General features: G+C 71.2%; 21 protein-coding genes and 1 pseudogene. 6 read left to right on the forward strand and 16 right to left on the reverse strand.

Going from position 1 to position 18,080, the window contains the following annotated elements; genetic code table 11:
- The 3 genes from ACZ6SA_RS14140 to ACZ6SA_RS14150 all read right to left on the reverse strand — a co-directional run bounded on the left by ACZ6SA_RS14140 (position 1) and on the right by ACZ6SA_RS14150 (position 1,229).
- Positions 1 to 201, reverse strand: a complete 201-nt coding sequence (locus tag ACZ6SA_RS14140; protein ID WP_347647479.1) for a ferredoxin — start codon at positions 199 to 201, stop codon at positions 1 to 3.
- Positions 198 to 815: a TetR/AcrR family transcriptional regulator gene (locus ACZ6SA_RS14145; protein WP_347647480.1), complete on the reverse strand. Its 618-nt coding sequence runs from the start codon at positions 813 to 815 to the stop codon at positions 198 to 200. The genes ACZ6SA_RS14140 and ACZ6SA_RS14145 overlap by 4 nt, the downstream gene beginning before the upstream one ends.
- An 81-nt stretch (positions 816 to 896) precedes the next feature.
- The gene (locus ACZ6SA_RS14150) at positions 897 to 1,229 is read right to left on the reverse strand and encodes a hypothetical protein (RefSeq protein WP_347647482.1); all 333 of its coding nucleotides are present in this window, start codon (positions 1,227 to 1,229) and stop codon (positions 897 to 899) included.
- Positions 1,230 to 1,778: 549 nt separating this feature from the next.
- On the opposite strand from ACZ6SA_RS14150, the gene ACZ6SA_RS14155 reads away from it, so the two are divergent.
- Together ACZ6SA_RS14155 and ACZ6SA_RS14160 are read left to right on the forward strand one after the other, a co-directional pair.
- On the forward strand, positions 1,779 to 2,408 hold the full coding sequence (locus tag ACZ6SA_RS14155) for a hypothetical protein (protein ID WP_465828187.1): 630 nt from the start codon (positions 1,779 to 1,781) through the stop codon (positions 2,406 to 2,408).
- Between the two features lie 101 nt (positions 2,409 to 2,509).
- Positions 2,510 to 3,280: a class I SAM-dependent methyltransferase gene (locus ACZ6SA_RS14160; RefSeq protein ID WP_465828189.1), complete on the forward strand. Its 771-nt coding sequence runs from the start codon at positions 2,510 to 2,512 to the stop codon at positions 3,278 to 3,280.
- A 93-nt stretch (positions 3,281 to 3,373) separates the two neighbouring features.
- On the opposite strand, the gene ACZ6SA_RS14165 is transcribed toward ACZ6SA_RS14160, so the two are convergent.
- From ACZ6SA_RS14165 to ACZ6SA_RS14185, 5 genes are all read right to left on the reverse strand, one after another.
- A complete protein-coding gene (locus tag ACZ6SA_RS14165; RefSeq protein ID WP_465828191.1) occupies positions 3,374 to 3,847 on the reverse strand; it encodes an SRPBCC domain-containing protein in 474 nt (157 codons plus the stop codon).
- On the reverse strand, positions 3,844 to 4,182 hold the full coding sequence (locus ACZ6SA_RS14170) for an ArsR/SmtB family transcription factor (protein WP_347647486.1): 339 nt from the start codon (positions 4,180 to 4,182) through the stop codon (positions 3,844 to 3,846). Before ACZ6SA_RS14170 ends, ACZ6SA_RS14165 begins: the two co-directional genes overlap by 4 nt.
- Positions 4,183 to 4,265: 83 nt before the next feature.
- Positions 4,266 to 5,006 carry an ABC transporter permease gene (locus tag ACZ6SA_RS14175; protein ID WP_443154939.1) on the reverse strand — a complete coding sequence of 247 codons (741 nt, stop codon included), beginning with the start codon at positions 5,004 to 5,006 and terminating at the stop codon, positions 4,266 to 4,268.
- Positions 4,999 to 5,880 (reverse strand): ABC transporter ATP-binding protein, encoded by an 882-nt coding sequence (locus ACZ6SA_RS14180; RefSeq protein WP_347647488.1) that lies wholly within the window; start codon positions 5,878 to 5,880, stop codon positions 4,999 to 5,001. The genes ACZ6SA_RS14175 and ACZ6SA_RS14180 overlap by 8 nt, the downstream gene beginning before the upstream one ends.
- Before the next feature lie 38 nt (positions 5,881 to 5,918).
- Positions 5,919 to 6,335: a DUF6069 family protein gene (locus tag ACZ6SA_RS14185; RefSeq protein WP_347647489.1), complete on the reverse strand. Its 417-nt coding sequence runs from the start codon at positions 6,333 to 6,335 to the stop codon at positions 5,919 to 5,921.
- A gap of 68 nt (positions 6,336 to 6,403) precedes the next feature.
- Here ACZ6SA_RS14185 and ACZ6SA_RS14190 point away from each other — a divergent pair, with 68 nt between their 5' ends.
- On the forward strand, positions 6,404 to 6,697 hold the full coding sequence (locus ACZ6SA_RS14190; RefSeq protein ID WP_465828194.1) for an LD-carboxypeptidase: 294 nt from the start codon (positions 6,404 to 6,406) through the stop codon (positions 6,695 to 6,697).
- Here the strand turns inward: ACZ6SA_RS14190 and ACZ6SA_RS14195 are convergent.
- From ACZ6SA_RS14195 to ACZ6SA_RS14225, 7 genes are all read right to left on the reverse strand, one after another.
- Entirely contained in the window at positions 6,684 to 8,102 is a 1,419-nt protein-coding gene (locus ACZ6SA_RS14195; protein ID WP_465828196.1) for an amidase, read from the reverse strand. The genes ACZ6SA_RS14190 and ACZ6SA_RS14195 overlap by 14 nt on opposite strands.
- A 56-nt stretch (positions 8,103 to 8,158) precedes the next feature.
- The gene (locus tag ACZ6SA_RS14200) at positions 8,159 to 8,962 is read right to left on the reverse strand and encodes an amino acid ABC transporter permease (RefSeq protein WP_347647492.1); all 804 of its coding nucleotides are present in this window, start codon (positions 8,960 to 8,962) and stop codon (positions 8,159 to 8,161) included.
- Positions 8,959 to 9,627: an amino acid ABC transporter permease gene (locus tag ACZ6SA_RS14205; protein WP_347647493.1), complete on the reverse strand. Its 669-nt coding sequence runs from the start codon at positions 9,625 to 9,627 to the stop codon at positions 8,959 to 8,961. Before ACZ6SA_RS14205 ends, ACZ6SA_RS14200 begins: the two co-directional genes overlap by 4 nt.
- A gap of 4 nt (positions 9,628 to 9,631) precedes the next feature.
- Positions 9,632 to 10,459 (reverse strand): glutamate ABC transporter substrate-binding protein, encoded by an 828-nt coding sequence (locus ACZ6SA_RS14210; protein ID WP_347647494.1) that lies wholly within the window; start codon positions 10,457 to 10,459, stop codon positions 9,632 to 9,634.
- An 8-nt stretch (positions 10,460 to 10,467) separates the two neighbouring features.
- The gene (locus ACZ6SA_RS14215; protein WP_465828199.1) at positions 10,468 to 11,211 is read right to left on the reverse strand and encodes an amino acid ABC transporter ATP-binding protein; all 744 of its coding nucleotides are present in this window, start codon (positions 11,209 to 11,211) and stop codon (positions 10,468 to 10,470) included.
- An 81-nt stretch (positions 11,212 to 11,292) separates the two neighbouring features.
- Positions 11,293 to 12,120 carry a glutamate ABC transporter substrate-binding protein gene (locus ACZ6SA_RS14220; RefSeq protein ID WP_347647496.1) on the reverse strand — a complete coding sequence of 276 codons (828 nt, stop codon included), beginning with the start codon at positions 12,118 to 12,120 and terminating at the stop codon, positions 11,293 to 11,295.
- The gene (locus tag ACZ6SA_RS14225) at positions 12,117 to 12,803 is read right to left on the reverse strand and encodes a response regulator (RefSeq protein WP_132606428.1); all 687 of its coding nucleotides are present in this window, start codon (positions 12,801 to 12,803) and stop codon (positions 12,117 to 12,119) included. Before ACZ6SA_RS14225 ends, ACZ6SA_RS14220 begins: the two co-directional genes overlap by 4 nt.
- A 158-nt stretch (positions 12,804 to 12,961) precedes the next feature.
- On the opposite strand from ACZ6SA_RS14225, the gene ACZ6SA_RS14230 reads away from it, so the two are divergent.
- From ACZ6SA_RS14230 to ACZ6SA_RS14240, 3 genes are all read left to right on the forward strand, one after another.
- Positions 12,962 to 15,790, forward strand: coding sequence for a hybrid sensor histidine kinase/response regulator (locus ACZ6SA_RS14230; RefSeq protein ID WP_347647497.1), 2,829 nt, complete (start codon positions 12,962 to 12,964; stop codon positions 15,788 to 15,790).
- Positions 15,791 to 15,887: 97 nt separating this feature from the next.
- The gene (locus ACZ6SA_RS14235) at positions 15,888 to 16,655 is read left to right on the forward strand and encodes a hypothetical protein (protein WP_465828202.1); all 768 of its coding nucleotides are present in this window, start codon (positions 15,888 to 15,890) and stop codon (positions 16,653 to 16,655) included.
- Positions 16,655 to 17,533, forward strand: coding sequence for a WXG100-like domain-containing protein (locus ACZ6SA_RS14240; protein WP_347647499.1), 879 nt, complete (start codon positions 16,655 to 16,657; stop codon positions 17,531 to 17,533). The genes ACZ6SA_RS14235 and ACZ6SA_RS14240 overlap by 1 nt, the downstream gene beginning before the upstream one ends.
- Before the next feature lie 35 nt (positions 17,534 to 17,568).
- On the opposite strand, the pseudogene ACZ6SA_RS14245 reads toward ACZ6SA_RS14240, so the two are convergent.
- Positions 17,569 to 18,080: pseudogene (locus tag ACZ6SA_RS14245) on the reverse strand (RNA-guided endonuclease TnpB family protein); the annotation flags it as partial.

Consider the following 18,080-nt stretch of genomic DNA (forward strand, 5'->3'; position numbering starts at 1 on the left):
TCAGGTCTCCTCGTGCGCGTCGATCGCCCTTTCGGGACAGTTGGCCACCGCCAGGCGCGCCGCCTCCTCCTCGCCCGGCGGAACGATGCCGTGGCCGAGAACCTGCCCGTAACCCTCGTCGTCCTCGCCGAACAGGCTCGGAGCCAGGTCGTAGCAGCGCCCGTGCCCCTGGCACCGTTCGGGGTTGATCTGTACTTTCACGGGGTCGACTCCTTCTTCTCTGTGATGCCCGCGGGGCCGAGGACCGTCACGACACGGGCGAGCAGCTCGGCCCACTCCTCGTCGGCGACCGCGTGCAGGTCCGGCGTGACCAGCACGCTGCCCATCGCCAGCAGGAGGCAGAAGTGCGCCAGCGCGTCGGGCGACAGCGCGGGATCGAGCTCGCCGTCGTCCTGGGCCCCGCGGACGAGCCCGGAGATCTGCCCGGCGCGTTCGCCGATGTAGTCGCGCATCGGCAGGGCGACGTCCTGGTCACGGGGGGCCGCGACGAGCGCCTCGACGATGAGCCGGCCACGGACGTCGGGCCTGCGGGGGAGCCGGCGGCCGATGACGAGGAGCAGCTCCGTGACCGGCCGGTTCGGGTCGGCGGCCAGCAGGTCGGCGAGCATGCTGCGGCCGTGCGCGCGCAGGGCCGCCACGAGCAGGTCCGCCTTCGAACCGAAGTGCGCGTAGAGCGCGCCGTTGCTCACCCCGGCCGCGGCCGCGATGTCGGCGACGCGGGTGCCGTCGTATCCGCGCTCGGCGAAGGCGTCGGCGGCCGCGCGCAGCAGCCGCTCCCGTGTCTCCGCGGCGGTGACACCGGCGATGCGCCCCATATGCGAATTAAAAAGTCGTTCATTTCATTCGTCAAGGGCACCCGCCACCGGCGTGGCTGTTGTCTGGCGCGCTTGCAGATGTCAGAACGGCACGGGAGATGTCAGAGAACTGAACGGATGCCCGCCGTGGTCGATGGTCGAGGCGTTGGGGCTCGATCTACGGACGTCAGGTGACGTCCGTACACTGGCGTACGGCATCGTCGCGACGCCGGAGATGCGCAGGGCGATCGAGGCGGCTACAGGCGTGAGCTCCGAGGTCGCCGCGACACCGTCGCGTCCCTGCTCGGTCTGCCTCACTACACCCCGCCGCGCTACACCCTGGGCGAGGACTTCCTCACCATCTTCGACGGCGAGTACGTCTTCGAGAACCTGTCGCGACGCCACCGGCCTGCGCGCCCGCGCCATGATGCGCATGGCGCTGTCCGGTCAAGGCGGCCAGTTCATCACCCACAGCTGGACCGGCACCACCGCCACCCGGCCCTGGCCCTGGCGCGCTGACACCGCGGCTATTTGCCCCCGCTGCCCGGCAGGACCCGATCCGATCTGGCGCATCTCCTGGCACCTGCTGCCCTGCGTGGTCTGCCCCCCAGCATCGCGTCTGTCTGACCGGCTGGTACCCGACCTGCCACACCCGGATCAGCGTCGGCGACACCCCCCTACAGGCGCGAATGCAACGGACCGTTCGGCCCTCAAGGGGGCATCACCGGCGCCCGCAACTGCCGCCGGCAACTCGCCCGACTCCCCAGCCAGCAGGCGACACTACTTCTGGCTGGCGAAGGATGACGCCCTTGGGAATCTGGCCCCTACCCGATGGGATAGCCGGGTGCTCCGAGCAGGCACTGCTGACCGGCGAGGGCTGGCGCTCCCGCATGATCTCCCCGGCCTTGATGCCAAGATCGAGCTGCGCTTTCCCCGGTGAAAGCGCGCCTACTTGTCAGTCGACCTCAGAAAGGTGACTCGATCGTGCTCGATGAGATCGTTACGCGCTACGCCGACATGCTGGAGGACCTCGGGTTGGACACCATCGCCTACACGGTGACGATGCCCCGCTCCCGCGTCCTCACCATCGAGGACGCGGTGAGGCGCATGGGACTCGATCCGGCCGCGTTGCAGGGCCCTGGGCAGCCGCACAGGTTGGGCAGTCTTTCCCTTCACCAAGTCGGCGCAGGCATCGTCACCCTGGACTGGATCAATCCGACAGAGGCGCGCCAGGAGGTGACTGACCGGCTGGCCGGCGAGGGCTTCCGGCACTGGCGCGTGACCTTGGACATGGCGTGCAACACCTCGATGTTTGTGCGTTACGGGCCTGACGAGGGCTGGGTTGAACATCCCGAACCGGCCAACCTGCCTTTCGCCCATTGGACTGGGTTTCTCGGCCCTCTGATCGGTTACGCCGACTTCTTCGCAAGCGGCTACGACAGCGAGGAGGCCGAGGCCGCAGTGGACATGCTCGTGGCCTGCTTAACCGTGGTCGAGCTGGAAAGCGGCGTCCGGCTGGATCATGAGTTGCTGGACGCTCCATCCGCAGCACTGTCGCTGCCTGACCAGGCTTCGCCGAGCCCGTCCGGCATCGAGCCATTTGACGAAATGTGAAGCCAAACGGCGGCGGTCCGAACGGCGCGACAGTTGGCCCTGCGTGTCCGCCTTGGTCAGGATCTGCCGTATGTCTGTGCCGCCGAGATCGCTGGGCCACAATGGCCCGCATGCCTACCATGCCCGAGGATCACATCGAGACCGCACAGCCCTCCCCGATCAACGACTACGACAGGATGGCTGAGGGGTACGCGGCCGAGAACGAGACGAGCCTCCTGAACGCGTACTACGAGCGGCCCGCGATGCTGGAGCTTGCCGGGGACGTCACCGGAAGGCGCATCCTCGATGCCGGTTGCGGCGCGGGTCCCCTGTTCGCCGAGCTGCGCGATCGAGGCGCCATCGTCACCGGCGTCGACGCGAGTGCCGGGATGCTGGAGCAGGCCCGGCAGCGGCTGGGCGCCGACGCGGATCTGCAGGTCGCCGACCTGGCCGGCCCGCTGCCCTTTCCCGATGGCGCGTTCGACGACGTCATCGCGTCCCTGGTGCTGCACTACCTGGAAGACTGGGGACCGACACTGGCCGAGCTGAGACGCGTGCTGAAGCCCGGTGGCAGACTCCTCGTCTCGGTCGACCATCCTTTCTCCATCGTTCTCTTCCAGCACATGGCCGGGGAAAGGCCCACGTACTTCGAGACCCGCAGCCGGACCGACGAATGGGTCATGGGTGGGCAGACCGTCCGGATGAGGTTCTGGGACCGGCCGCTGCACGCGATGACCGAAGCCTTCACCGCGGCGGGCTTTCGCATCAGCGTCGTCAGCGAACCGCCCTTCGTGCCGGAAGCCCGCGAGCTGTTCCCCGATGAGCTCCGTGAGATCGAGCCCACCCGCACGAGGTTCCTGTGCTTCTTGTTCTTCGTTCTCGAAGCCGGCTAGGCGCCCCGTAACGGTCGATCGTCGTGACTGCGCGTTTTCGGCGGACGATTCCCGCAACTGAAGCGCGCGTTCATCGGTGGCCGGGCCGGCTCGTCACGGTGCCATGCTCTCGGCGAAGGCGGCCAGCTGGCGCGTGACCGAGCCCCAGCCGTCGGCGAAGCCGAGTTTCTCGTGGTGGGCACGGGATTCCGGGTCGCCGTGCCGGACGACGATCCGGTAGTCGGTGCCGTCGGGGTGGTCGCTCAGCGTGATGGTGGCGGTCATGGCGACGGGGGCGGGGGCGGCGGGGCGCCAGGCGCTGGTGACGGCGTTGGTGAACACGATCCGTTCGGGCTCGTCCACGGCGAGGAAGCAGGCGTCCAGGTGGGGGACGAACTCCGGCCCGCCGTCGCTCATCCGCGTCACGAACGCTCCTCCGGGTCGCGGGTCCAGGCGCTCCACCTGGCAGCGGGAGGGTGCGGGGAGCCACCACTGCTCCAGCTTGGACGGGTCGGTCCAGGCGCTCCACACGGTGGCGCGCGGGGCGCGGATGATCCGCTCCAGGCCGAGGTCGAGGTCGGGGTTCATGGCGTGTCCTCCTGCTGGTCGGTGACGAACTGTTCGAGGCGGTCTGTGCGTTCCCGCCAGATCCGGCGCTGCTCGCCGAGCCAGTCGTCGACGAGGGCGAGGCGTTCGCGGTTGAGCACGCAGGTGCGTACCCGGCCGGTCTTGGTCGTGCGGATGAGCCCGTTCGATTCGAGGGTCCGTACGTGCTTCATGAACGACGGGAGGGTGATGGGGAAGTCGCGGGCGAGGTCGCCGACGCTCGTGGGCCCGTGCCCGAGGCGCTGGACGACGGCGCGCCGGGTCGGGTCGGCGAGGGCGAGTAACACCCCGTCCAGCTGTGCCGAATGCTGTGCCATGCGGCTAAGTATTGCGTGCCGTCATGGTTAGCGCAAGGGCTAAGTGTTCGCGCCGCCCGATGGAGCGGACCCCGGCCGGCCGGTCAGGTGAAGCGCCTGCCCTCGTCGCGGCGGTAGGCCCAGGCGGCGGCGGCCACCATGGCGCCGGTCCAGACGGCCAGCATGACCAGCGGCACCACGCCCGGCCGGGCGCCGGCGATCGCCCACCAGATCAGCTCGGCCGCGCCCCTGGTGGGCACGTACGGCGAGACGGCCTGCACGAACCCCGGCAGGACCTGCGGCGGCAGCAGCAGCCCGCCGAGGATGGCCATGGGGAAGAACAGCAGCTGCGACACCGCCATGGCGGCCTTCGAGGCCAGCAGGAAGCCGACGCACAACCCCATCAGCATGAACGGCACCACGCCTGCGACCAGCGCGCCGATCCCCAGCAGCAGCCCGGCCGGCGTGATCGTGGCCTGCGTGAACAGCGCCGCCACCACCAGCACGGGGATCACCGAGAGCAGCATGACGACCAGCGTCGACAGGATCCGCCCGGCGAAGCGCGGGAACGGGCCCGCGGGCAGCGTGCGCAGGTACGGGTTCCACGGCAGGTCGCGATCCTGCGCGACCGCGCTGCTGAGCCCCATGAGCGCGGCCGACATGGCGCCGAAGAACATCAGCGAGCCCGTCGCCGTCGTCGCCGCCACGGGGTCCTGGCCCGCGAACGGCACCACGAACGCCACCATCGAGACGGCCGGGAAGAACGCGCTGGCCAGGATGGCGATCGGCACCCGGATCTGCTCGATCACGAGGTAGCGGGTGTGGGCGAGGACCAGGTTAGACATGTGCGGGCTCCTTCGAGGTGAGGGTGAGGAAGGCCTCCTCCAGCGTGGCCGGCCTGATCTCCAGGCCGGAGAACGGCACCCCGCTGCGTACCAGCTCCACGACGAGCCGGTCGGGGTCGTTGACGACCAGGTCGATCCGGTCGCCCGAGCGTTCGGCGCCGAGCACGCCCGGCAGGTGCGGCAGGTGCTCGGCGACGAGGGAGACGCGCCGGGTGCCCACCATGCCGCGTACGGCCCGCACGCTGTCGTCGGCCAGGACGCGGCCGTTGCCGACCACCAGGACCCGTTCGGCCAGGGCCTCGATCTCCTCCAGGTAGTGGCTGGTGAGCAGGACGGTGCCGCCCTCCTCGTGGAAGGACCTGATGCCCTCCCACAGCGCCCGCCTGGCCTCGACGTCCAGGCCGGTCGTCGGCTCGTCGAGGAACACCAGCCGCGGCCTGCCCGCGAACGCCAGCGCCACCGCCAGCCGCCGCCGCTGCCCGCCCGACAGGCCGCCGACCTGCCGCCTGACCAGGTCGCCGAGGCCGAACCTGTCGAGCAGTTCGCCTGTCCCGACGCTGTCGGGGAAGTGCGCGGAGACGAAGCCGGCGATCTCGCCGACGCGCAGCGACTCGGGCAGGCCCGTCTCCTGGGGGGTCATGCCGATGCCGCGCCGCATGGCCGGGTCCAGCGGCGAGCCGCCGAACAGCTCCACCGTGCCGGAGGTGGGCCGGCGCAGCCCCACGAAGAGGTTGATGAGGGTGGACTTGCCGGCGCCGTTCGGGCCGAGCAGGCCGACCACTTCCCCCGCTCTGATGTCGAGCGAGACGTGGTCGAGTGCGAGCACGTCGCCGTAGCGGCGGGTGGCGTCGATCGCCCTGGCGAGGACTGTCATGTCGGGTCTCCTGTGTCGTGGGGCCGGCAGGGGTGCGGTCATCGCCGTGGCAGGCCGGGAACGAGCACGGCGCCGACGATCAGGTGCAGCAGCACCAGCACCAGCGTCGAGGCGGCGCCGACGGCGCTGCCGAGCGGGCCGAGCAGGGACAGGGCGAGCACGGCCAGGGCGACGATCGTCCAGAGCCGGCCGGCCCGGGAGACGAACCGCTCGAGAACGGCCAGCAGCGCCCAGCCGGCCAGCCCGGCCACCAGGCTCGCCACCACGACCGCCGCCGGTCCGACCTGCTCGGCGCCGCCGCCCATCCGCGCGGTCAGCGCGATTCCGGCCACCGGGACCGCCAGGACCCAGCCGGCCAGGGCGGCAGCGGACGCGCCGAGCACGGTGAGGATCCTTCTGACGGGGGTGTTCATGGAGGGGGCGGGGTGCACGGGGGCGTTCGGGGAGGTGTTCATGTCGGTCAGCCTCTCCCGCCGGCCCGGTGCGCCACATCGGGCGCGCGGTCGCGCCGTGCCCTTCCCCGGTGGGGAGCGGCTCCGACTTTGGTAGGGGATGGGCAAAGACCGGGGAACACGTCCTGGATCAGCGCGGTCACCTGGCCGGCCATGACGCGGACCGGCTCGCCGACCTCAACGCCGCCTTCGCCGACCCCGAGATCCGAGCGGTCATCACCACGCGGGCCGGGGCCGGGGCCTACCGCATCCTTGACGGGCTCGACACCGGCAGCGGCACGTCACGGTGCGCCCGCCCGCGCGCTGACGTCCGACGTCGGGCACAAGGACGGGTCCCCCGGGGGTGCGCGATCAGGAGCGCGTGAGGCGGGCGGCCACCTCGAACAGCAGCCTCTCCCGTCCGGGGCGGCAGACGAGCTGGACCCCGACCGGCAGGCCGTCCACCAGTCCGGTCATCGGGCCGGTCATCTGGTCGGCCGGTACGGTCAGCGCGGGCAGGCCGAGCACGTTCCACGGGCTCGTGTACGCCAGCAGGGCGGCCCTGACGGTGACCTTCTCGCCGTCGAGCACGATCTCGCGCCGGTCGATCGGGGGCGCGGTGATCGGCACGGCCGGCAACGCGAGCACGTCGTGGCGGCCGAACAGCTCCCCGACCGTCCGGGCCAGGCGCTCGCGGGCGGCCATGGCGCGTACGTACCGCCAGCCGGGCGTCTCGGCGGCGGCCCGCAGGCGGTCGAGCACTTCGGCGTCGAACAGCTCGGGCGCCTCGGCGAGGCGCCCGGCGTGCACGGCGGCCGCCTCGCACCCCTGGATCGTCGTGTACGTCTCCCACAGCTCGCCGCCGACGCCGGCGGCGAGCCGGACCTCCTCCTCAGCCCTCGACGCCGCCCGCGCCGCGCGCACGACGCGCGCGTCCCCGGGGAACAGCCCGGCCGGATCGAGCCACGCCACCCGCACCCGGCCGGCGTCCGGCCCCACGTCCAGCCCTGTGTCCAGCCCTGTGTCCAGCCCGGAGTCCGGTCCCGTGCCAGTTTCGGCCTCATGTCCGGTCAGAGCGCGGTAGGCCAGCAGGCAGTCGCGGGCGTCGGCGGCGAGGACGCCGACGTGGTCGAACGTGCGCGACAGGGGGAAGACGCCGTCCGAGGGGATGGCGTCGTACGCGGGCTTGAACCCGGCGATCCCGCACAGCGCGGACGGGATGCGGACGGAGCCGCCCGTGTCGGTGCCGAGCGCGAGCGGGACCATGCCCGCCGCCACCGCGGCCGCGCTGCCGCCGCTGGAGCCGCCCGACATGCGCGCGGGATCCCAGGGGTTGCGGGAGGGCCCGGTGGCCGAGCGGTCGCCCGTGGGGCCGTAGGCGAACTCGTGGGTCGTGGTCATGCCGATGATGACGGCGCCGGCCTGGCGGAGCCGCGTCACGCAGGCCGCGTCCTGGTCGGGGACATGTCCGGAGAAGTGCCGCGACCCCATGGTCGCGGGCAGGCCCGCGACCATGATGAGGTCTTTCACGCCGACTGGGATGCCGTGCAGCGGGCCCCGATCGGCGCCCTCGGCCAGCTCGCCGTCGGCCCGCCGGGCGGCTTCCAGCGCCCCGGCGGCGTCGACGGTGACGAACGCGTTGAGCGCCGGGTCGAGGCCGGCCACGGCGTCGAGCGCCTGGCGGGCCAGCTCGGTCGCGGTGGTGCGTCCCTCGCGCAGGTCCTGACCGAGCGCGGCCACGGTGCGCCCGGCGAACGGTCCGGTCCTGATGGGCTCTGGGGGTGTCGGCATGCATCCCTTTGTACGGCATCCCGCCCGCCTCCCGCCGGGCACCCCCCGCGCCCGGGTTAGGACCGGCGGGTGGCGCTCAGGCGGTGGGCGAGGCGGTCGAGGCTGAGGTTGATGAGGATGAAGATGGCCGCGATGAGGATCGCCGCCGGGATGACGTTGGAGAAGTTGGCCGCGATCCCGTTCAGGCCCCGGTCCACCAGCTCGTCATAGCCGACGATCAGCCCGAGCGCCGAGTCCTTCAGCAGCACCACGAACTGGCTGACCAGGGCCGGCATCATGGCCCGCAGCGCCTGCGGCAGCAGGACGAGCCGCATCACCTGCCCCTTGCGCATGCCCGTCGCGTACGCCGCCTCCCGCTGGCCGCGCGGCAGGCTCTGCACCCCGGCCCGGATGATCTCCGCGATCACCGACCCGTTGTAGAGGGTGAGGCCGAAGACGACGGCGCTGAAGGCGGAGATGTTCGTGCCCAGCAGCGCGAACGACCCGAAGAAGGCGAAGAAGATGAGCAGGAGCAGCGGGACGGACCTGAAGAACTCCACCACGGCGGCCGCGGGCACCCGGATCCACCGGTGGTCGGACATCCGGGCGGTGGCGAACACGATTCCGAACAGCCCGGCCAGCACCACTCCGGTCACGGCCGCGGCCAGCGTCCCGGCCAGGCCGGGCAGGATGAACGTGGCCCAGACGTCGCCGCGCAGCAGCGGGGCCCACTTGTCGGCGGCCCACTGGTCCTTCTCGTCGAAGCGCACGAAGACGAAGTACGCCACCGCCAGCAGCACGATCGCCACGCCCGCGGCCAATGTCCGGTTGCGCCGGATCCCGCGCGGCCCGGGGGGCTCGTAGAGGTTCGCGTACGTCATCGCGCCACCGCCATCCGTCGCGACAACCAGCCGAACGCCAGGCCCATGGGCAGGCAGAGCAGCACGAATCCGGCGGCGAAGCCGAAGAAGATCTCGATCACCTGGTCCCCGTACGTCTCGATCATCTCGCGCATCCGCACGGACGCCTCGCTCACGCCCACCACCAGCGCGATCGTGGTGTTCTTGGTCAGCGCGATCATGATGCTGCCCAGCGGCGCCACGACGGAGCGGAACGCCTGCGGCAGCGTGATGAGCCCGAGCGTCTTGACGAAGCCGAGCCCCAGCGACCTGGCGGCCTCGGCCTGGCCGACCGGCACCGTGTTGAGCCCGGAGCGCAGGGCCTCGCAGACGAACGCCGAGGTGTAGGCGGTCAGTCCGATGACGGCGAGCCAGAAGTTGTTGGTCGCGATGTCGTCGGACAGCTCCACGCCGAGGTTCGCGCCGACGCCGAGCCCGGTGAAGAGCAGCACCAGGGTGAGCGGCGTGTTGCGGGCCACGGACACGTAGACGCTCGCGGCGCCGCGCAGGGAGGCGAGCGGCGCCACCCGCATGGCCGTCAGCAGCACCCCCAGCACGAGGGAGCCGAGCGCGCTGACGGCCGTCAGCCGTACCGTCATCCAGAACGCGGCGAAGACGGTGTCGCCCTCGATCAGCAGCGCGTCCATGGGATCAGTACCGCTCCAGCTTCGGGGCCTCCGGCAGGGTGAAGCCCGAGGAGCCGACGCTGGCCTGCAGCGCCTTCGTCCAGCTCCCGTCGGAGAACATCTTCTCCAGCGCGTCGTTGACCGCCTTGCGCCCGGCCGTGTCGTCCTTCTTCAGCCCGATGCCGTACTTCTCGGTGCTGAACGGCTTGCCGACCACCTTGAGCTTGCCGCCGTGCTGGGCGGCGTAGCCGGCGAGGATCACGTCGTCGGTGGTGATGGCGTCGAGCTGGCCGCCGAGGACGCGGTCCACGCACGCCGAGTACGTCCGCTCCTCCTGCAGCTGCACCTCCTTGGCGTACTCCGACTTGACCTTCTGCGCCGGGGTGGAGCCGGCGACGGAGCACAACTTCTTGCCGTTGAGCGCCTCCGGCCCTGTCAGCGCCGCGTCGGCGGCCCGCACCAGCAGGTCCTGCCCGGCCACGAAGTACGGTCCGGCGAAGGACACCTTCTGCTTCCTGGCGTCGGTGATGGAGTACGTGGCCACCACCATGTCCACCTGGCCCTGCTCGATGAACGCCTCCCGGTTGGCGGAGACGGTCTCCTTCCAGGTGATGTCCTTCGCCTCGACCCCGAGCTGCTTGGCGACGTACGTGGCGACCTCGATGTCGAATCCGGAGAAGTCGCCGTTGGGGGTGCGCAGCCCGAGCCCGGGCTGGTCCGCCTTCACGCCGATGACCAGCTTCTTGGCGTTCTTGGCCTTGTCCACGACGGAGGCGTAGCTCTCCTGGCCGCCGCCGCAGGCGGTGGCCAGCGTGACGACGGCGAAAACGGCATAGAGGGATCTGCCGAACATGACACTCCTTAGTGCGTGAGGATCTTGGCGAGGAAGGACTGGGCGCGCTCGCTGCTCGGGGCGCCGAAGAAGCCGTCGGGGGTGTCCTGCTCGACGATCTCGCCGTCGGCCATGAACACCACGCGGTCGGCCGCGCGCCTGGCGAAGCCCATCTCGTGGGTGACGACGACCATGGTCATGCCGTCGCGCGCCAGCGCCGTCATCACCTCGAGCACCTCGTTGACCATCTCCGGGTCGAGCGCCGAGGTGGGCTCGTCGAAGAGGATCACCTTGGGGTCCATGGCCAGCGCCCTGGCGATGGCCACCCGCTGCTGCTGCCCGCCGGAGAGCTGGGCGGGGAACTTGGCCGCCTGGCCGCCGATGCCGACCCGGTCGAGCAGCTCCCGGGCCTTGCGCACGGCCTCGTCCTTGGGCCGCCTGAGCACGTGGACCTGCCCGAGGACGACGTTGTCCAGGACGGTCTTGTGCGCGAACAGGTTGAAGGACTGGAAGACCATGCCCACTTCGGCGCGGAGCCGGGCGAGCTGCCGCCCTTCGGCGGGCAGCGGGGTCCCGTCCACGCTGATCACGCCGGAGTCGATGGTCTCCAGCCGGTTGATCGCGCGGCACAGGGTCGATTTGCCCGCCCCGGACGGGCCGATGATCACTACGACCTCGCCCTGCTTGACGGCCAGGTTCACGTCCCTGAGCACATGGTGCTCGCCGTAGCGCTTGTTGACCTGGTCCAGGACGATCAGGTCCGCCTGGGTCATGCGTCACGCTCCTCGTGTCGGTCAGCGTTGGCGTAACCGTAGGAGGCGCGTGTTCCGCGCAGAGGCTTGTGAGCGTTCTGCTCAGCGATTAGCGGGTTTCGACGACTCCGAGGTGGCGCCGGAGACCCCGATGGTGGACATGAAGGCGCGGTCCCACTGCCCGTCACGCAGCCAGCGCGTGATCAGCCCGTTGAGGTAGTCGCGGAACACGGTGTCCTGCTTGCGGACCCCCATCCCGTACGGCTCGCGCCCGAACGGCTTGCCCACGAGCCGCAGCGTGTCGGGATGCTGGGCCATCAGCCCGTGCAGGATGGTGTCGTCGGTGCTGACCGCGTCGATGCGCCCGGAGATGAGCGCCGGCACGCACACGCTGTAGACGTCGACGATCTCGAGGTCGGCGCCGGGCAGGAGGGTGCGCAGCCGCTCGACGGACGTGGAGCCCTTGGCCGTGCAGACCCGCTTGCCGTCGAGGTCGGACACCTCGCGGATGGTGGAGTCGCCGGACCTGACCAGCATGTCCTGCCCGGCGTAGTAGTACGGGTCGGTGAAGGTGACCAGCTCGGCCCGGGCCGGCGTGATCGAGTACGTGGCGATGACGAGGTCCACGACCTCCTGCTTGAGGAAGTTCTCCCGCTCGCGTGACACGGTCTCGACGAAGCGGATGTTGCGCTCGCTGCCGGTGAGGTCCTTGGCCACCAGCCGGGCGATCTCCGCGTCGAAGCCGGTGATCCGGCCGCTGGCCGGGTCCTTGTAGCCGAACAGCGGCTGGTCGAACTTGATGCCCACGGTGAGGACGCCGCGATCCCTGATCCGCTTCATGGTGGAGCCGTCGGGGAACGGGCTCGCCTCGCCGCAACCTGCGGCCAGCAGGCATAACAGCACGGCGAGCAGCGCCCTGAGCGCGGTCACCGTACGCGGTACCGGTGCTGCGGGCGGCCGGTGGGGCCGTATCTCGGCCGCCCCTCCACCAGGCCGCGCTCGGCCAGGTGCTCCAGATAGCGGCGGGCGGTGGCCCGGCTGACGCCGATCAGCTCGCCGAGCTCGTGCGCGGAGGCGTCCTCGTCGACGCCGGCCAGCGCGTCGAGCACCGCCTGCTCGGTGGCGGCGGAGATGCTCTTGGGCCGGGCCCCCTGGTCGAGGTGGAGCGAGCGGAAGATCCGGTCGATCTCCTGCTGCTCGGCGAAGCGGCCACCAGACTCCAGCTGCGCGACCGTCGCCGCGTACCGCAGCAGCGTCTGCTCCAGCGTGCCCGCCCGGGTCGGCTTGACCAGGTAGTACAGGGCCCCGCGCTGGATGGCCGCGCGGACCGTGGCGGACTCCTTGCGGCCGGAGATCACGATGACGTCGGCGGGCGGCTGGTCGGGCCGGCGCAGCCGGTGCGCCACTTCGAGCCCCGGCAGGTCCGGCAGGTGCAGGTCGAGCAGGACCAGCCGGGGCGCGAACCGGGCGGCGGCGGCGAGCGCCGCGTGCCCGCTGTGGGCGATGCCCACCACCCTGAAGCCCAGGACCCGGTTCACCTGCGCGTGCAGTGCCGCGGTGACGACCGGATCGTCGTCCACGATGAGAACGGTGATGTCCCTGGGCTCAGGCATCGCCACGCTCCTCGTCCTGCTGTTAGGGGGTTCTAGCAGCTTAGGGGGCTTTTATCACAAAAGATCGACTTTTGCTCTTTCTGCTCATCACGATCCGCCGCTGACGCCCGTTTCCTCCTAATCTGTACGCGGACGACAGCGGGAAGGGACGGACGCCGGTGAGATGGCTGCTCGCGGTCACGGCCCTGTGGACGTTACTCGGCCTGCTGCCCCTGGCGCTGCTCACCTCCTCCAGCATCTCCCTGTCGGAGCAGGCGGTGCGGGACGAGGTCACCGACCGGGTCAGGACCACCGCCTCGGTGAGCCGGGTCGTGGTGGAGCAGCAGATGGACTCGCTCAAACAACTCGTCACCGCGTTCGCGCAACGCCCCCAGGTCCGCGAGGCCGTCGGGCGCGTCACCACCACGTCCATGCGCGGCTTCCTCGACCAGCTCGAACGGCAGCGCGACGGCGTCAGCGGCCTCATCCTGATCACGCCCGACGGCGACATGATGGGCGCCGAACCGCCGAGCGGCCTGCCCCAGGACATCGGCAACACCGACTGGTACCGCGCCGTGCGCGACCGGCGGCAGGCCCACGTCTCCCAGGCGTACACGCCCACGATGGTCGGCGTGTCCAGAGCCGTCGCCGTGGCCGCGCCCATCCCGAGCGCCGACGGCGAGCGCATGCTCGGCATCCTCACGGTCGTCTACAGCCTGGACGCCATCCAGGAGTTCGCCGAGCAGGCCGCGAACGCGCAGGGCATCAGGCTGCTGATCACCGACCAGGCCGGCGTGCTCGTCGCCGACCCCGGCAGGAAGCTGTACGCCCTCACCTCCCTGCGCGAGGACCCGCGGGTCGACGCGGCGCTCGCCGGGCGCACCTGGAACGGCACGTTCCGCGGCATCGACGGCACGGTGTTGTCGGCGTCCGAGCCGATCCCCGGCATCGGCTGGACGGTCACCGCCGAGGTGCCGGCCGCCGCCGCGCTGGCCTCCGCCGAACAGCTCAGGTCCAACGTGCTCGCCGTCGCGGCCCTGCTGGCGCTGCTCATCCTCATCGGTCTCGGCCTGCAGATCCGCAGCGAGCACGGCCGCCGCCGGGCGCAGGCCACGCTGGCCAGGTACGCGGCCGAACTGGCCGCCGCCAGGGACGACGCGGTCAACGCCTCCAGCGCGAAGTCCGAGTTCCTCGCCAAGATCAGCCACGAGATCCGCACCCCGATCAACGGCGTGCTCGGCATGAACTCCCTGCTCATGGGCACCCGGCTGGACGACGAGCAGCGCCACTACACCGCCACGGCCCAGGGCGCGGCCAGGAACGTGCTGCGCCTGCTCGACGACTTCCTCGACCTGTCCAGGATCGAGGCGGGCCACCTGCAGGTCGAGGCGGCGCCGTTCGACCTGCCGCGGCTCTGCGACGAGGTGGTCGCGCCCTTCGCGCCGCACGCCTACGAGCAGGGGCTCTGGCTCACGCTCCGGCTCGACGAGGGCGTGCCGCGGCAGGTGGCCGGCGACCCCGCGCGGCTGCGCCAGGTGCTCACGAACCTGGTCGGCAACGCGCTCAAGTTCACCGTCCAGGGCGGGGTCGACCTGCACGTCACGCTGGACGAGGGCAGTCCCGGCGACGAACGGGCGGTGCTGCGGTTCGCGGTCGCCGACACCGGGATCGGCGTCGGCCCTGACGACCGTGATCGGGTCTTCGGCGTCTTCCGCCAGGTCGACTCGCCGATCACCCGCAGGACCGGCGGCAGCGGCCTGGGCCTGGCCATCAGCAGGCAGCTCATCGAGCTCATGGGCGGGCGGATCGGGCTGGACAGCGTGGAGGGCGTGGGCAGCCGGTTCTGGGCGACCCTGCCGGTCGACGTCCTGACGTGGTCGGAGCCGAACCCGGAGGCGCTGGAGGGGCGGCGCGTGCTCGTCGCGGACCCGCGCCCCCAGGACCGCACCCTGGCAGGGAGGTCCCTGGCGGAGGCGGGGCTCGCCGTGGAGGAGACCAAGGACGAGGCGTCCGCGCTGACGCTGCTGCGGGCCGCCGCCGCGAGCGGGCGGCCGTACGAGCTGGCGGTCGTCGCCCTGGACCTCGGCGAGTCGGAGTCGCTCGCGCACGTGATCCTCACCGACCCGCTGCTCCAGGCCACCAGCGTCGTCGTGGTCGTGACGCCGGGCCGCTCGGGGTTCGCCTGGCCGGGCGCCTCGGGGGAGCGCGCCGTGCAGTCGATCACCCGGCCGCTCAGCCGCCGCCGGCTGCTCGCCGCCGTGGAGAACGCCCTGGGCACGGCCGATGCCCCCGGCGATCCCGGCGAGGGCACGCAGGCCGAGGGGAAGGACGGCGGCACGCGCATCCTGGTGGCCGAGGACGACGAGGTGAGCCGCCAGGTGGCGATGCTCATCCTGCAGCAGGCCGGGCACGAGGTCGAGACCGTGGACGACGGCGAGCAGGCGGTGCGGGCCGTGCTGGCCGGCGGCTACGACCTCGTGTTCATGGACTGCCAGCTGCCCGTGGTCGACGGGCTGGCCGCGACCGCGGAGATCCGCGGCAGGGAGGAGGGGCACACCCCGATCATCGCGATGACCGCGGCGGCCATGCCGGACGACCGGATCCGGTGCCTGGAGGCGGGCATGGACGACCACCTGGCCAAGCCGGTCGACTGGCCCAGGGTGCTGGCGAGGATCCCGGAGTGGGCGGCGTACTCGAGCCTGCCGCCGGAGCTGGCGGGCCTGTCACCGGAGGCGGTCGCCGACGTGGCGCAGGCGTACCTCGCCACCGCGACGCGGACGTTCGACGAGCTGCGGCGGGCGGGGGAGGCCGGCGACGCGGCGGAGACGGGCGCGCTCGCCCACCGGCTCAAGAGCGCCTGCGCGACCGTCGGCGCCGTCCGCGAGGCGGCGTTGTGCGAGCGCGTCGAGGACGCGGCCCGTACGGGGATTGTCGAGAGAGAGGCGATCGATGAGCTGGGCGAACTGCTCGTGGAACCTCCCTCATGGATGAACGCCCTTTTAACATGATTTAGCGCTATATTCCTGGAGATTGACCTGTGCGAGGTTCGTCGCCGTCACTGTCTCTCTGTCGTCGCGTGATCGCCTACTGGTGAAGGAGGGGTCGATGGCGGATCCGTCCAGTGAGCCCGACCCGGCAACCACCCCCGGCCCCACGGCCTCGCCCACCGCGTCCCCCACCGCGTCCCCCACCGGCAGCCCCAGCCCGTCGGAGACCCCCACCCCTTCGGAGACTCCGACGCCTTCGGAGACTCCGACGCCTTCGGAGACTCCGACGCCTTCGGAGACTCCGACGCCTTCGGAGACTCCGACGCCTTCGGAAACCCCGATCCCCTCGGAGACCCCCACCCCGTCGGGGACCCCGACGCCCTCGGACAGCCCGGCCCCCGAGCCTTCGCAGACCCCGAGCGGCACGCCGTCACCGTCGGAGAGCGCGACGAGCGACCCCGCCCCGCCGCCGGAGCCCGCGCCCGCGCCCGCCGGACAGGCTCCGTGCTCCCCGGCCGGGGGCCGCGGTGACCAGGTCCAGATCGACTGGTGGTCGATCCGCGACCTCGCCTGGCTCTTCGACAGGACCGGCGACCAGGTGGTGGCGTTACAGCGCGCGGCCACGGCGATGGCCGGCACGTCCGGCCTGGTGGGGGGTGACGACCAGGGCCGCACCTTCGCCGAGTGGTACGCCGACGGCTACGACTCCCTGACCGACGCCATGCGCCGCATCGCGGACAAGAGCTTCATCTCGGCGGCCGGCCTGCGCGACTTCGACGAGCTGTGGGACCACCTGGAACAGCAGATCATCCGGACGCTTCCGGAGATCCCCGACATCGCGCAGCCGCCGATCCCGCAGGCGCCACCGCCCAGGGAAGGCGCCTGATGCTCGACCCCTTCCAGGCGCTCGCCTGGTTCGCCGAGGTGCACGTGCCCGAGGCCGACACGTCCAACCTGAGGGCGCGCGCCGAGGCCCTGCGCGACCTGGCCGGCTCGATCGGCAAGGTCGCTGCCCGCACCGAGGCCGCCGTCGCCGAGGCCCGAACGAAGAACGACAGCAGGGCCGTGGACCGGTTCGCGGACGTGTGGCCGTACGAGCTCGCCCCCCGCTACGCGGCCCTGCAGGAGGAGCTGCACGAGCTGGCCGACGGCTGCGACGAGTACGCCGACGCGGTCGACAGGCACCGGGAACAACTCTGGATCATCGGCACCCAGCTGGCCGCCCTCGCCTTCACCATGATGTTCGGCTTCATCTACCCGGCGGCCAGGCTCGTGGCGCAGCGGGCGTTCAACATGCTGGTCGCCAGGGCCAAGCTGGAGCGCACCCTGTTCCAGAAGATCACCAAGATGATCCTGGAACTGCGGGTGGGCAAGCGCCGCGTCGGCACCTACGTGGTGGGCGAAGGGCTCGACGCGCTGGCCGACTCCGTCACGTGGGCCGTGCTCAAGACCGGCGTGCACGCCGCCAGCTCCGCCGCCACCGGCCAGCCCATGGGCAACCTCTTCGAGTACGCGGGCAAGCACTTCGCCGCCGAGTTCGCCTACAACGGCGGCATCAAGGCCCTGAGCGACGTGCGCAGGTTCTTCCCCGCCACGAAGGTCACGGAGACGCTGCTGGGCGCCGGCTCGGCAGGCCGGTTCTTCCGCCGCACCCTCTCGGCGTCCACCATCTATCCGCTCGTCATCAGCGGGGAGCTGAGCGCGGCGGGAGCCCTGCGCTCGGCGATGGCGCACGCGCCGAGAGCGTTCATCTTCAAACGTTGACTTCCTCCCCACGGCTGAAGCCGGGGGATTCCAACCGTCGCCGGTTGGTCTTCCTGCTTCACCGCCGGTTGCCCGCCCGAGAGGACTCTCGTTGAGGTCTTACACCGGCTCCACAGGCGTTTCAGCTCTCCGCCAGCCCGGCGGCGAGCACGTTCTTGGCCGCGTTCACGTCCCGGTCGTGGACCGCGCCGCAGGCGCACGTCCACTCCCGGACGTTCAGCGGCATCTCCTCCTGCAGCGTCCCGCACCGCGAGCACAGCCTGGAGGAGGGGAACCAGCGGTCCACCGCCACGAGCGTGCGCCCGTACCAGGCCGCCTTGTACTCCAGCATCGAGCGAAGCTCCCGCCAGGAGGCGTCGGAGACGGCGCGGGCCGGCGAGTGGTTCTTGACCATGTTGCGGACGGTGAGGTCTTCCACGGCGATCACTTGGTTATCGCGAACAAGCCGTGTCGTGACCTTGTGCAGGTGATCCCTTCTGCGGTCGGCGATGCGGGCGTGGACCCGCGCCACCGTGAGCCGGGCTTTGGCCCGGTTGTTCGAGCCCTT

It is taken from the genome of Nonomuraea sp. NPDC049378 (genome assembly GCF_055586745.1).